Here is a 12,515-nt window from a genome sequence, read left to right as displayed (position 1 = left end):
TGGTTGCGGGGGCAGGATTTGAACCTACGACCTTCGGGTTATGAGCCCGACGAGCTACCAGACTGCTCCACCCCGCGTCCGATTGAGAGCGCATAGTATAGTCATAATTCGTGCCGCGCAAGCTTTATTTAAACCAACCGCATAGTATTTATACAAATACGGTTTAACTGCTGTTTTATTAGTCATTCTCTTTGTAATTCCCTTATTTCAGCTGGAATTACAGACAGCCACTTAGCTCTCCGTTATAATTGTCCCCTTAATTTTTTAGGCGAAGTTTCTATGTATCGTTTTTTTATTGCGTGCTCCAAAGGTCTTGAAGGGCTTTTGTTTGATGAGTTGCAAGAGTTCAATTTAAGTCATGTTAAGCAAACCCTTGCAGGCTGCTATATCGAAGCTGATTTGCAGCAGGCTTATACCGTGGCTATGTGGTCCAGGTTAGCAAGCCGTATGCTATTACAACTGGGTGAAAAGGAAGTTTCCAGCCTGGATGAGATTAAACTGGCATTGACTCAATTCTCGTGGAGCAAGGTTTTCGATGCGAACAGAACCTTTGTGGTTGATTTTTCCGGCGGTAATGACGACATCCGCCATACCCAGTTTGGCGCACAGTTAGTAAAAGACTGTATTGTCGATAACTTTCGTAATAGCGGATTTGAACGCCCCAGTATCGATAAGCAGGATCCGGACATTCGTATTGCCGTGCGGGTGCATAAAGACAAGCTCACCTGGTCTTTAGACTTTACCGGTGATGGTATGCACAAAAGAGGATATCGCTTGCAGCAGGGCGAAGCACCGCTGCGGGAAACCTTAGCTGCCGCTATATTAGTCCGTGCCGGTATCAAAAACGAATTAGAAAAAGACGCGCCCGTTATTTTTGACCCCTTTTGTGGCTCGGGTACCTTAGTCATTGAAGCCGCCATGATGGCAATGGACCACGCACCAGGCTTGAGCCGCGCGCATTGGGGCTTCTTGTTTTGGCATGAACATTCGCCGCAATTATGGCACGACGTGCTAGAGCAGGCTGAGCAGCGCTTTAAAGAGGGTAAGAAGAACTTTAAAGGCCAGTTAAAAGGCTCTGACAACAACCCTCATTTGGTCGCTAAAGCCAAAGATAACGCCAAGCGTGTACTATTGCATGAAGTGATAGAGTTTGAAGTTGCGGATGCAACAAACTGCGAAGCACCGGCGGAAAGGGGCCTGTTAGTCTGTAATCCTCCCTACGGTGAACGTCTGGGTGAAGCCGTTGAAACCTTACTGTTGTACCGCCGTTTTGGCCGTCAACTAAAAGACACTTTCCACAATTGGCACATAGCGGTACTGGCAGGAGACGAGCAGTTACTGAAACGTCTGAAACTGCGTAGTAATAAGAAATACCCGCTGTTAAACGGCGCAATTCCGGTTAATCTGGCGCTTTACGACTTAACTAAAGAGCAACCTGACTTCGCAGAGAGTCAAGCTGATGACCTGGTTAATAGAGTTAAAAAGAATTACGCGAAATTAAGTAAATGGGCAGAGAAGGAAGGACTGGATTGCTGGCGTGTTTATGATGCCGACATTCCTGAGTACAACGCGGCTATCGATATTTATCAGGATTACGTAGTTGTTCAGGAATATGCAGCGCCGAAAGACATCCCGGAAGGAGTGGCTAATGACCGCTTGTGGTTCATGCTCGAGTCCTTGAGTTCAGCCTTGCCTGTATCTGAAGACAAAATTATTTTGAAACGTCGCCAGCGCCAAAGCGGTAAACAGCAGTACGAAAGACAATCGCAGGACAGCACGGTGTTAACGGTTAATGAGTACGGCGCCAAGTTTGAAGTAAACTTAACCGATTACCTTGATACCGGCTTATTTATGGACCACAGATTGGTGCGTAAAGAGCTACTGGATAAGTGCGAAGAATTGGATGTACTGAATTTATTCGCCTATACCTGCACCGCATCTGTACAGGCCGCCAGAGCCGGAGCCGCACGCGTGGTTTCCGTCGATATGTCGAAAACTTACCTGAAGTGGGGCGAGCGTAACTTTGCCTTAAACCGCTTACGAGGCGACTACCAGTTTATTCAGGCTGACTGCTTTAGCTGGATGCGGGAACAACGTGGCAAGCAACTGTTTGACGTTATTTTTCTTGATCCGCCAACTTTTAGTAACTCAAAACGGATGAGCGGAACTTTAGACATACAGCGTGACCACGTTGGCCTGATAAAAACCGCCACGGGCATGCTGAAAGAGGATGGCGTGATTCTGTTCTCTAACAATAGAAAGAAATTCCGCATCGACACCGAAGGCCTGGATAAAGCTGGCCTTGAGGTGAATGATCAGACTCAAGCCTCAATACCCGAGGACTTCAAACGCCATAAAGGTATTCATCATTATTATATTATTTCACGGGCTTAATTAATGTCTGCGTTTTATTTGCTTACGAAACCAAACTGTCCGCTTTGTACTCAGGCTATTCAGCTACTGCACTCGCTTGACCTGGAAGAGCCGGTTGAACTTGGAGTAGTCGACATTGCCGAACAGCAGGAGCTGCAAGAAGAGTATGGCTGGTTAGTACCAGTATTTATTCGGGGAAAAGACGACGCCGAGCTGCGTTGGCCTTTCGATGCTAATCAATTGCTGGAGTTTGTAGAGCAATGAGTTTATTACGTGTACAGGATGCACACCTGGCCTTTGGCGCTGATGCCATTTTAGACGGTGTTGATTTCACCATTGAAGCCGGTGAAAGAGTTTGCTTAGTCGGCCGAAACGGTGCAGGTAAGTCGACTTTCTTAAAAGCCATAGATAACGAAGTGGTCTTAGATTCAGGCCAAATACAGTGGGTGGGCGATACTAAAGTGACCCGTTTGCCGCAAGACCCACCTCAGCAGTCCGAGCAGAGAGTATTTGACTACGTAGCAGAAGCTCTTGCTGAATCGGGCAAAGCGCTGGCTCGTTACCATGAACTGTCTGCCAGTCTTACCGACTCGCCCAGCAGTGCAACGCTTGATGAAATGGACAAGCTGCAGAATCAACTGGATGCTATTAACGGCTGGCAAGTGAATACGCGCATAGAGCAGGTTTTAACTCAGCTGCAATTACCCGCAGATGAAACCATGGCAGCACTTTCCGGTGGTTGGTTGCGTCGCGTGGCGCTGGCTCGTGCCTTGGTGGTTGATCCGGACATTTTACTGTTAGATGAACCGACCAACCACTTGGATATTGAAATGGTGCGTTGGCTGGAAGAGCAAATCGTTAACTTTTCCGGCGCCGTGTTATTTATTAGTCACGACAGGGCATTCATCCGCCGTTTGGCCACACGAATTATTGATTTAGACCGCGGACATTTAACCAGTTACCCGGGCAGCTACGATACGTACCTGCAGAAAAAGCAGGAAGCACTGGAAGTTGAAGCAAGCCACAACGCTGAGTTTGATAAAAAGCTGGCAGCTGAAGAAACATGGATACGCCAGGGCGTTAAAGCGCGCCGCACTCGTAACGAAGGACGGGTTCGTGCGCTTCAGGACTTGCGGAAGCAACGTCAGCAAAGACGCGAGCTTCAGGGTAAGGCAAATCTGGCAGTGAACGAGTCATCACGTTCCGGTAAAAAGGTGTTTGAAGGCGAAAATATGGCTTTGCGCTTTGGTGACAAGACTATTATTAATGACCTCGATCTCTTGTTGATGCGCGGCGACAAAGTGGCCTTTGTCGGGCCTAATGGTTGCGGTAAGAGTACACTGATTAAAGTTATTCTCGGTATGCAGGAAGTAGACAGCGGTAAGGTTCAGCTGGGCACTAATCTGGAAGTCGCTTACTTTGATCAACACCGGGCGCAGCTTGACCCTGAGCAAACCGTTATGGACAACGTTGGTGACGGCAAGCAGGACATAGAGTTTCAGGGCCGTAGCCGCCATATTTTAAGTTACTTGCAGGACTTTCTGTTTTCACCTAAACAGTCACGAACCCCGGTTCGGGCACTTTCCGGTGGGGAAAGGAACCGGGCGTTGCTAGCAAAAATATTACTTAAGCCCAGTAATATTCTGGTACTCGATGAGCCAACCAACGATCTCGATATTGAAACCTTAGAATTACTTGAACAAATAGTCGCGAATTATCAGGGCACGGTTCTGTTGGTCAGTCACGACAGGGAATTTGTCGATAATACGGCGACCAGTGTGCTGTACTTTGAAGGTGAGGGCGTTATTACGGAAATTATAGGTGGTTTTACCGAGCTAAACCACTATTTAGCGGCAAAAGCGGAAAATTCATTTCATAGCAACGGAACCAAAGCGGCAGCTAAAGAGTCTGACAGCAACAAAAGTTCGCAAAATAAAGGAAAAACCGCAGACAAAGGTTCAGACAAACCGCGGAAGAAGTTATCCTATAAATTGCAACGCGAACTAGAGCAGTTACCCAAGGTTATTGCAGAAAAAGAAGCAAAACTTGAAGAATTACAACAGTTAATGAATGAACCGGGGTTCTTCGAACAGCCATTAGAAAAAACCGAACCTGTAATGACTCAAATTGCCGAAATTGAAGGGCAGTTGATGCAGGATCTGGAGCGCTGGGAAGAACTGGAAAACTTATCAGAACAGAGTAGTTAGTTAATGAAATCATTTACGTTGAAGTCACTTACCGTAGCAATTGTTTCAACAGTCTCTTTTGCATCTGCAGCAGACACTTATAATATTGAAACAATTGAAACTTTGAATAATTACCGAAGCAGTATCCCGCAAAGTATTAACGCGAGTGGGCAAATTGTTGGTGTTGCACGTTTCCCCGAAAATGTGGAAATTGATTTTTCTAAAGTTCCTTCGCGACTACTCGCGCAGATAGGTTTTGATCCCGAAGAAGATGAAGAACTGACCATTGCTCAGTATCAGGCAATTGTAGAAAATCTGGGAAACTATGCAAATAGTAGCCTTCAGACTCAGCGTATTGGATTGAACCAGGCTTTTATTTATAACGGGACTAGCAGTGAAGTTAACGCGGTATCAGCAACTGCGGATCAACTCGCGAATAGCGTCGATAGCTTCTTGTACTCAATCAATAACTCCAATACAGCGGTTGGCGTAACCAGTGCACCGTTTGAGCTTATTGAACATGAATATACCAACTCTGACGATGAAACTGAGACTGCAGAGTACTTTGTATCTGACTTTTTAAGTCGCGGAATGTGGTATAACAACGGCGAATCCAGTGTCGTTGAACCAGAAGCTCAGGATTACCTGGGTGGTGAAAGTGCCATTTTTGATATCAACGACAGCGGGCTCGCTGCCGGTTATGAAAGCGTTGCTTTAAGTCCTGCTGCCGTTACTCGAATTGAAGAGAGTTGCGAAGACCCTGAAGTTGCCAGTGAATCACAGCCCCTGGAGGTTTGTGTATGGGGCATCTGGAGAGGCTTACAGAACGCCGATGCGTCGAATATCGCGGCCTTTAATAACAGCCGTTATCGCTATAGCCGTCCGCGTTCAGGTTACAATGCAGGACGTTCTATCTATGACATTCGCGGAAAGTTATGGCAGTTTGACGCCAGTGGCGAAGTCATTAGCCAAGTTGAATTACCAACTTTGGTAGAAAGAAGAAGCGATGATGAAAATGACTTTTCAAGCTACGCTTATGCCATTAATAACAATGACATAGCGGTAGGGCAAAGCTGGACATATCACCCTGATCGCGGCGCTATTCGTATGCCTGCAATTTTCCAGAACCAGGAGGCACAGCCTGTAACTGAAGACCCTATTTATTTGTGGGGCTCAGCAACAGACATCAATGACTCGAATATTGCTGTAGGCCATTTGACCAAACGTCCTGCAGGAACTCTGCGTAGCTACGGCTTCTATTATGATGTTGATGCGGGTGAACTGACGATTTTAGACAGCTTCTTTAATGGCGCGTCGACCGTGGTTCGCAGTATCAATGACAATGGCGAAATGGTCGGGACAGCAGAGGTTGACCCAACACTTTCTCAGGTTCGTGCCCGTGCTGGTTTTTACTACGATATGAGTGCAGAAGCTCCACAAATTATCAACCTGAACAATACGATTAGCTGTGACAGCGAATACAATATTGTCGATGCCAATGATATTACCGAAAACGGTGAGATTATTGCTACGGCGCTTAAAACTGAAGAGTATACAGACGAAGAAGGGGAAACTCAGACTCGTGAAATTCTTGTCAATATAAAGCTCGATCCTATTGAAGGCGAACTTAATAACTGTACTGACAATGAAGAACCTGTAGAGCGTCAGGGCGCAGCTGTCGGGCTTGGCTCGCTACTTGGATTTGGCGCCTTAGGTTTGCTTATTACCGGAATAAGAAGAAGAACCTTCCTTAAGACCAAAAAATCATAATAGGTCTTAAAATAAAAAGTAGCACAGTTTCAATCCGTTAAAAAAAGTCAATGGATACTGTGCTGCTTTTACAATTGAACTCTCACCAAATAAGTCTATCAATAGTAATGAGGCAGCAAAAATGTCTCAACTCTCTAAATAATAATCTGTGAATAACAGGCGAGGGATAGATTTATGAAAAGACAAAAGCGCGATCGCTTTGAAAGAGCACATACTCAAGGCTTTAAAGCCGGTTTGCATGGTCGCTCAAAAGACAACTGTCCTTATCAAACCCAGGATGATTTTCGTTCCCACTGGCTGGGAGGTTGGCGAGATGCAATGGAAGCCCGAAATACCGGCTTATTCCGCTGATTGTCAAGACATTAAAGGTTAGACGAAACGCCGATAGCGAAAGCATCGGCGTTTTTTTAATTCAAAGAGGGGCTAAAAAGTAGAGGTGTCGGTAAACAAGCCAACTTTTAAGTCTTTGGCTGTGTAAATTTCGCGACCATCAACTTCGACACGACCATTTCCTACGCCCATAAATAATTTGCGCTTAATAACTCGTGTCATATCAATAAAGTAACTGACTTTTTTGTGTTCCGGCAGAATTTGCCCGGTGAATTTAACTTCACCAACACCTAGTGCACGCCCGCGCCCCGGGCCACCAGACCACGCCAGGTGAAAACCAAGCAACTGCCACATAGCATCAAGACCCAAACAGCCAGGCATTACCGGGTCACCTTTAAAGTGACAGTCAAAGAACCAAAGGTCAGGGTTAATATCGAGCTCGGCATGGATAAAACCTTTTCCGGCCGATCCGCCGTCTTCGTTAATTTCAATGATGCGATCCATCATTAACATATTAGGTGCTGGTAGTTTACTGTTACCAGGACCAAACATTTCCCCGCGACTGCAGGCGAGAAGTTCTTCACGAGTAAAGCTCGATTGATTCATAAATACCCTAATTAATTGTTCAAAAAACTAGGCAGCAGTCTAGCGTACAACTGTACGCTAGACAAATCCGACAAGTGATTTCTCAACTAAAAAGTCGCTGCCAGAAACCGCGAGGTTGATCATTATCAGAACTATCAAGCGTTCGTTCCCGAACTTTCTGAAAAAGTTCTTTAACCGGCGTGTCGGTCAGCAGTTCTAATGCTTCTTCAACATGCTCTACCGTGTACACATGAAATTTACCGGCTTTAACCGCGTCGACGATATCGTCGTTAAGGTTAAGCTGGTGCCTATTCGACTGAGGAATAATAACGCCTTGCTCGCCATTTAAGCCTCTGTGAGCACAAAGCGCATAATAACCTTCAATTTTTTCATTCACTGCACCAATAGACTGAACGTTACCAAACTGATCTATCGCACCAGTAATAGCCAGCGACTGCTTCAACGGCTGCTCCGCCAGAGCTGAAATCAAGCAGCAAAGCTCGCCAAGTGATGCGCTGTCGCCATCTACCTCATAGTAAGACTGCTCAAATACCACGGTTGCTGATACTGATAACGGCTCATGGCGGGCAAATTGGTTGGCCAAATAGGCGCTTAAAATCATAACCCCTTTAGTGTGAATATTACCGGAGAGGTCTGATTTACGTTCAATATCAATAATATCGCCATCACCATAGTGAATGGTCGCAGTAATTCGGGAAGGCTCACCGAACTCACTGCCGCCCATAGTCACTACCGTCAGGCCATTTAGCTGGCCAACTGCAGAACCATGAGTGTCTATTCGAACCTGCTGTTCGAGTATGCTGCGGCGGCTCAGTTCAGCCAGATTACCTTCACGATCCCGCTGTTGCTGTAGCGCTAAATCTATTGCGGCTTTATCTATCTTCGCATGTTGATTCTGCAGCGCACAGTCGTTGGCTTCACGAAGCAGTTGCAATAACTGTATTGTGTTTAACGTGAGCTCCTGCTGATAATCCGTGTATCGGGCACAAACTCGCAGTAAGGCTGAGTAACCATCGGTACTTAGCGGCAGCACATCGGCGAGTTGCCACACATACTGTAAGTAATTGAAGTAGAGCGCTACCGGCTCATTCTGAGTTGCATAATGACCATGAAAGTCAGCCAAAAACGGGAAGAAGTTATCAAAGTCTTCGTCGTACTCGCGCAGCTGTGCGTATTCGTTACGTGAACCCAGTAAAATAATCTTAATATTAATGGGCACAGACTCGGGTCGGTAAAAGAAAGCTGCACCTGAAGTCGGTGACTGACGCGGCCACTCAAATTCTCCACCTTCGATAACATCTTTCAGGCGCTTCCAGAGCGTGATGTTTTCGAGCAACTGAGCAACCTCAATAGCAAGAATGCCTCCGTTTGCTTTATGCAAAAGGCCGGCCTCAATCAAATGCAGCTCTGAACTGACCGTTCCTTCAACCGATTGCACACCAATGTGACCAAAGAGACGTTCCTCAGTAACACGGTCGCAATAGTAGTAAGGGGCAGGGTGCTGATGTCCCACTAAAACAGAGGCCAGGCTCTCTCCCTGGATGTCCTCAGCCTTCTTATCCCGTATTTGTTGCATGTAGTCACGCAGCTTGTGCGTGTCGAATTGCTCAATAATTGTATTGTAAGCTTCTTCGCGCTGATCTAGCGGTCGCTGCAGAAAGCCCCATATCGCTTTAATTGCTGCGTCAGCTGTTCCTGACGGCAAGTTAACGCATAGAGGACGCAGAGGATCGGACGGATTCGCCAAATACAGCCAGTCATACCAATTAGTGAATTCCCAACGATTATCCGTAAAGTAGGCATCGAGGATGTCCCGCTTTAAAAGGCCACCAGGAAATAAAGCATAAATATTAGAGTATGTACCATGCTGACGTAACGCGTTGTTTAAGGCTGTAACCGCACGTTTTTGTCCAACTAAGGCATCTTCTTTAAGTTCCGCAGGCAGCTCTTTGAGCCACTCGCTGGTTTGTGGCTGTAGCGCCAGACAGTCTAATTTCATTTAATAGTTCTTCTCTTAACTAGCAATAACGACATGATAACAGAAATGCTGAATTGAGAGAGTTTTGCTGTGGGAAATAACGACAGCCTGAGGTAGCTTTGCCATTTTGCCACTGGGGAAAATTCATTTACGGCTAAATACTTGCACCTTCCTAGATAGCTAATTACTGTAAACAAGATAAAGCCAAGCGTAAGTGAATTAACGAGGAAGATTGAATGAAGTTTCATCCAACAACGGGAAAAGAAATAGTAGACAGCTCTTTTTCTCTCAATCAGCTAATGGTTTCAGCCGAACCATATTTATCAATCTTAGATTCTCTATTCAGCTTAGTGGCAATTATGGTAGCTGTTTTTGTCTATATTCGTTGGAAAAACGATGAATCAATAAAGCTCCTTTTAGGGGACTCTCAGAAGTTAAAAAGAGAAGCGTACATTCTTGCAGCAATGCTGATCGAGACCATACATAAAACAACATCATTTTATGAGAGACAACACAAGGATGTAGAACATAATCCTTTTCTTGATGGCGTAGAAGGCGGTAAGGTTCTTCAAGAAGTAACAAGGAAATACTTAACTGAGCTATTTCTATATAGAAGTAAAAAAATGGCGATAATGGATGAGATTAGAAGTCTCAGCAGAAAAGAAATTACAGACATGGAAGATTTGGAAAAAGGTTATGAGGATATAGCTAACTTACTTAGTGAAATTGAAGAGCAAGAGAAAGATGAGAACTTTCCAGATTTCCTTAAAATGAAAAGAGAGCAACTATCAGAGAAAACTGTAAGAAATCGAGAAAAAGAGCTTTTGTTTATAATTGAACTAGATCGAAGGATAAAAAAGCTTAAATAACTTTACCCAGCTTTAATCTCAAACGCTCTGATTCCTCGATAATTCTCTCTACTGATTCAAGCATTTCTTTTTGGTTCAGTTGGCGGTTCTTAAATCGCTCCGTCAGCGTTCTCTGGCTCCATTTTTACTGCTCAATGAACTCAACATCAAAAGCCGACACTTTACCTGTAGGAAAGTGAATATTGGTACCATCAATATGCCAGTTGCTAAAAGGCTCGTATTGAGGAAGCCAGCCGCGAGCCATAACATCCACATAACGCTTTATGACGAGCGGCGGGTTACCGTCAAACCAGCGGTAAATCGTTCGTAGAGTTACGCCGAAATGGTCAGCAGCAGCCTTATAATTGAAGGCGAAAACGCGCACAAAGTTTGTCTGAAATTCAGTTGCCACGGTAAAACTTCCTCCTAAATAGTAGAAATCATCTCAGGTTACTCGAGAGAACTAAAGACGGGCCTGGAAAGCACCTAAAACGCAGTATAACTGAATTGCGCATAATGTATATTATGTTAAATCATAACTATATCAGTATAAATCTAGTACGAAGCACTTACTTTTTAAAACTGCTGCTGTGCAAGATTAGGAAGCTTTTCAGCAAGGAAATCGATAAGAACACGCACTGCCGGCAGTATTCCGCGTCGGTGCGAGTACGTCATATGCATGATCCCGATGGGTAGATGCCAGTCGGTTAAAACGGGGACGAGTTCCCCGCTATTCACTGCATCGTTACAGAGATAATTTGGTAAAGCGACAATGCCAAGTTTTTTTATTGCAGCTTCTCGCAAAACAATCATGTCGTCGGTGATAAGCCGGGGTTTTATTCTGATATTTTTTTGTTGGCCTGAACTGTGGATTAATTCATAACCATATCGTCCGTTAGTGTAATGCATACTCAAATGTTCGAACGTTAATAAATCCTCAGGCTCAGTTATAGAGTTCTGATTTATTAAGTCGGGAGCAATATAAAGGGTTTGAGGTGCCTGACTTATGGGTCTGGCTATTAAACTGGAGTCTTCTATATTTTTTCGTACGCGTAGAGCAATGTCGATGCCCTCTTCTATTAAGTTAACCGGCCGGTTTGTCACAACAAGCTGAATTTCAACTTCCGGATACAAACTCATAAATTCCGGTAACACCTGGACTAACAAGCTTTGACTTAAGGCATAGGGCGCGCTTATTTCGACTTTACCCCTGGGTTTATCCAGTAAACGTTGAGTCACTTGTTGAGCCGATTCAGCTGCGCTGACAAGACGCTCGCAGTGCACCAGAAACTCACGTCCAATGTCGGTTAACTTGAGGCCTGACCGGCTTCTGTGAAACAGCCGGGTCCCCTGCTCTTGCTCAAGTATAGCCATTTTCCGGCTTATGGTGGATTTGGGCAGACCGAGCTCCCTTGAGGCTGCGCTGATACTGCCGCAGGCCATTACCTGAGCGAACAGATAGTAGTTTGTGACATCAGGAAAAGACATAGTGAAAACCTCAAAGGTTCCGATTTTGGAACGATAGTTTCCATTTTAGCTACTTATTAGGTTAATTGGAACGAATTATAATCCGTGCATCAATTAAAAAAGCAAAGAGGTTTCTATGAAAGTTTTACATTTGGATTCAGGTATCTTTTTAGAACAATCTGTTAGTCGTCAGGTTAGTCAGAACATTGTTAATAAACTTAAGGAAAAACAAGATATTACTCTTGTGCATCGAGACTTGGTTGCCAACCCTGTTCCTCATCTTGCTGCCGATGAATTATTAGCTGAAGAGAAGCCGCTAATTGATGAGCTGGTTAAAGAGTTGCTCGATGCAGATACCATTGTCATTGGTGCGCCAATGTATAACTTTACTATTCCAACCCAGCTAAAAGCCTGGTTTGATCGTGTATTGCAAGCTGGTGTCACCTTTAAATATACAGAGCAAGGCCCTCAGGGTCTGGTAAATGGCAAAAAAGTTTATATCGCGTCTGGTCGTGGGGGGATCTACTCTCAAGGTGACGCTCAGGCTATGGATCACCAGGAAAGCTACTTAAAACAGGCACTGGCTTTTATCGGTATTACTGACGTAACCATCATTCGTGCCGAGGGCATGAACATGGGTGATGAGCCGCGTGAAAATGGCTTTAAAGAAGCTGAACAGGAAATTGAAGCAATATAAGGTTTAACAGCGTACCTTATTCATCATCACGGTGCGCTTTAATCTGCACATCATCCCCGAGCTGCAAAATTTCGATCTCTATTGGCTGACAACAGATTTGGCAATCGACAATCTGGTGTTGGCCAATATCATTTAACCAATCAATTTCAATGTCATTTATTGCCATACAATAAGGACATTCGAACGTTTTCGGATCCGTTAAGCTCATACAAGCCTCTTATTTTTATCTGTAAACTACAATAGTAATCGAATCTGAAGAA

At 44.8% G+C, this 12,515-nt stretch carries 12 protein-coding genes and 1 tRNA gene; 7 read left to right on the top strand and 6 right to left on the bottom strand.

The window, feature by feature from the left end; genetic code table 11:
- Positions 1-77, bottom strand: a tRNA-Met gene (locus tag ACN0RF_RS02965).
- A gap of 202 nt (positions 78-279) precedes the next feature.
- Here ACN0RF_RS02965 and rlmKL point away from each other — a divergent pair.
- From rlmKL to rmf, 5 genes are all read left to right on the top strand, one after another.
- Entirely contained in the window at positions 280-2,394 is a 2,115-nt protein-coding gene (rlmKL, locus tag ACN0RF_RS02960) for a bifunctional 23S rRNA (guanine(2069)-N(7))-methyltransferase RlmK/23S rRNA (guanine(2445)-N(2))-methyltransferase RlmL (RefSeq protein ID WP_417438009.1), read from the top strand.
- Between the two features lie 3 nt (positions 2,395-2,397).
- A complete protein-coding gene (locus ACN0RF_RS02955) occupies positions 2,398-2,637 on the top strand; it encodes a glutaredoxin family protein (RefSeq protein ID WP_011234529.1) in 240 nt (79 codons plus the stop codon).
- A complete protein-coding gene (locus ACN0RF_RS02950) occupies positions 2,634-4,580 on the top strand; it encodes an ATP-binding cassette domain-containing protein (protein WP_417438008.1) in 1,947 nt (648 codons plus the stop codon). Before ACN0RF_RS02955 ends, ACN0RF_RS02950 begins: the two co-directional genes overlap by 4 nt.
- Positions 4,581-4,583: 3 nt before the next feature.
- Positions 4,584-6,329 (top strand): DUF3466 family protein, encoded by a 1,746-nt coding sequence (locus tag ACN0RF_RS02945; protein ID WP_417438007.1) that lies wholly within the window; start codon positions 4,584-4,586, stop codon positions 6,327-6,329.
- A 174-nt stretch (positions 6,330-6,503) separates the two neighbouring features.
- Positions 6,504-6,680: a ribosome modulation factor gene (rmf, locus tag ACN0RF_RS02940; RefSeq protein WP_011234532.1), complete on the top strand. Its 177-nt coding sequence runs from the start codon at positions 6,504-6,506 to the stop codon at positions 6,678-6,680.
- A gap of 72 nt (positions 6,681-6,752) precedes the next feature.
- Here the strand turns inward: rmf and fabA are convergent, their stop codons facing one another.
- Entirely contained in the window at positions 6,753-7,265 is a 513-nt protein-coding gene (gene fabA, locus ACN0RF_RS02935; protein ID WP_011234533.1) for a 3-hydroxyacyl-[acyl-carrier-protein] dehydratase FabA, read from the bottom strand.
- An 82-nt stretch (positions 7,266-7,347) separates the two neighbouring features.
- Entirely contained in the window at positions 7,348-9,264 is a 1,917-nt protein-coding gene (locus tag ACN0RF_RS02930) for an AAA family ATPase (protein WP_417438006.1), read from the bottom strand.
- A 215-nt stretch (positions 9,265-9,479) separates the two neighbouring features.
- On the opposite strand from ACN0RF_RS02930, the gene ACN0RF_RS02925 reads away from it, so the two are divergent.
- Positions 9,480-10,112 carry a hypothetical protein gene (locus ACN0RF_RS02925; protein ID WP_417438005.1) on the top strand — a complete coding sequence of 211 codons (633 nt, stop codon included), beginning with the start codon at positions 9,480-9,482 and terminating at the stop codon, positions 10,110-10,112.
- A 124-nt stretch (positions 10,113-10,236) separates the two neighbouring features.
- Here ACN0RF_RS02925 and ACN0RF_RS02920 read toward each other — a convergent pair whose 3' ends face one another.
- Together ACN0RF_RS02920 and ACN0RF_RS02915 are read right to left on the bottom strand one after the other, a co-directional pair.
- Positions 10,237-10,503, bottom strand: a complete 267-nt coding sequence (locus ACN0RF_RS02920) for a helix-turn-helix domain-containing protein (RefSeq protein WP_417438004.1) — start codon at positions 10,501-10,503, stop codon at positions 10,237-10,239.
- A 164-nt stretch (positions 10,504-10,667) separates the two neighbouring features.
- The gene (locus ACN0RF_RS02915; protein ID WP_417438003.1) at positions 10,668-11,579 is read right to left on the bottom strand and encodes a LysR substrate-binding domain-containing protein; all 912 of its coding nucleotides are present in this window, start codon (positions 11,577-11,579) and stop codon (positions 10,668-10,670) included.
- A gap of 115 nt (positions 11,580-11,694) precedes the next feature.
- Here ACN0RF_RS02915 and ACN0RF_RS02910 point away from each other — a divergent pair, with 115 nt between their 5' ends.
- Positions 11,695-12,255 carry an FMN-dependent NADH-azoreductase gene (locus ACN0RF_RS02910; RefSeq protein WP_417438002.1) on the top strand — a complete coding sequence of 187 codons (561 nt, stop codon included), beginning with the start codon at positions 11,695-11,697 and terminating at the stop codon, positions 12,253-12,255.
- A gap of 16 nt (positions 12,256-12,271) precedes the next feature.
- On the opposite strand, the gene ACN0RF_RS02905 is transcribed toward ACN0RF_RS02910, so the two are convergent.
- The gene (locus tag ACN0RF_RS02905) at positions 12,272-12,463 is read right to left on the bottom strand and encodes a CPXCG motif-containing cysteine-rich protein (protein WP_034820882.1); all 192 of its coding nucleotides are present in this window, start codon (positions 12,461-12,463) and stop codon (positions 12,272-12,274) included.
- Positions 12,464-12,515 lie beyond the last annotated feature (52 nt).

It is taken from the genome of Idiomarina sp., assembly GCF_048260185.1.
In the GTDB taxonomy this organism is placed as follows: Bacteria; Pseudomonadota; Gammaproteobacteria; order Enterobacterales; family Alteromonadaceae; genus Idiomarina.
The sequence above is the reverse complement of the archived record's forward strand: the minus strand, read 5'-3'. Positions and strand labels throughout refer to the sequence as shown.

Coding starts and splice junctions, on each gene's coding strand:
- ACN0RF_RS02915 (WP_417438003.1), bottom strand. CDS start 11,579: ATGTCTTTTCCTGATGTCACAAACTACTATCTGTTCGCTCAGGTAATG.
- fabA (WP_011234533.1), bottom strand. CDS start 7,265: ATGAATCAATCGAGCTTTACTCGTGAAGAACTTCTCGCCTGCAGTCGC.
- ACN0RF_RS02910 (WP_417438002.1), top strand. CDS start 11,695: ATGAAAGTTTTACATTTGGATTCAGGTATCTTTTTAGAACAATCTGTT.
- ACN0RF_RS02955 (WP_011234529.1), top strand. CDS start 2,398: ATGTCTGCGTTTTATTTGCTTACGAAACCAAACTGTCCGCTTTGTACT.
- ACN0RF_RS02945 (WP_417438007.1), top strand. CDS start 4,584: ATGAAATCATTTACGTTGAAGTCACTTACCGTAGCAATTGTTTCAACA.
- ACN0RF_RS02925 (WP_417438005.1), top strand. CDS start 9,480: ATGAAGTTTCATCCAACAACGGGAAAAGAAATAGTAGACAGCTCTTTT.
- ACN0RF_RS02905 (WP_034820882.1), bottom strand. CDS start 12,463: ATGAGCTTAACGGATCCGAAAACGTTCGAATGTCCTTATTGTATGGCA.
- rlmKL (WP_417438009.1), top strand. CDS start 280: ATGTATCGTTTTTTTATTGCGTGCTCCAAAGGTCTTGAAGGGCTTTTG.
- rmf (WP_011234532.1), top strand. CDS start 6,504: ATGAAAAGACAAAAGCGCGATCGCTTTGAAAGAGCACATACTCAAGGC.
- ACN0RF_RS02950 (WP_417438008.1), top strand. CDS start 2,634: ATGAGTTTATTACGTGTACAGGATGCACACCTGGCCTTTGGCGCTGAT.
- ACN0RF_RS02930 (WP_417438006.1), bottom strand. CDS start 9,264: ATGAAATTAGACTGTCTGGCGCTACAGCCACAAACCAGCGAGTGGCTC.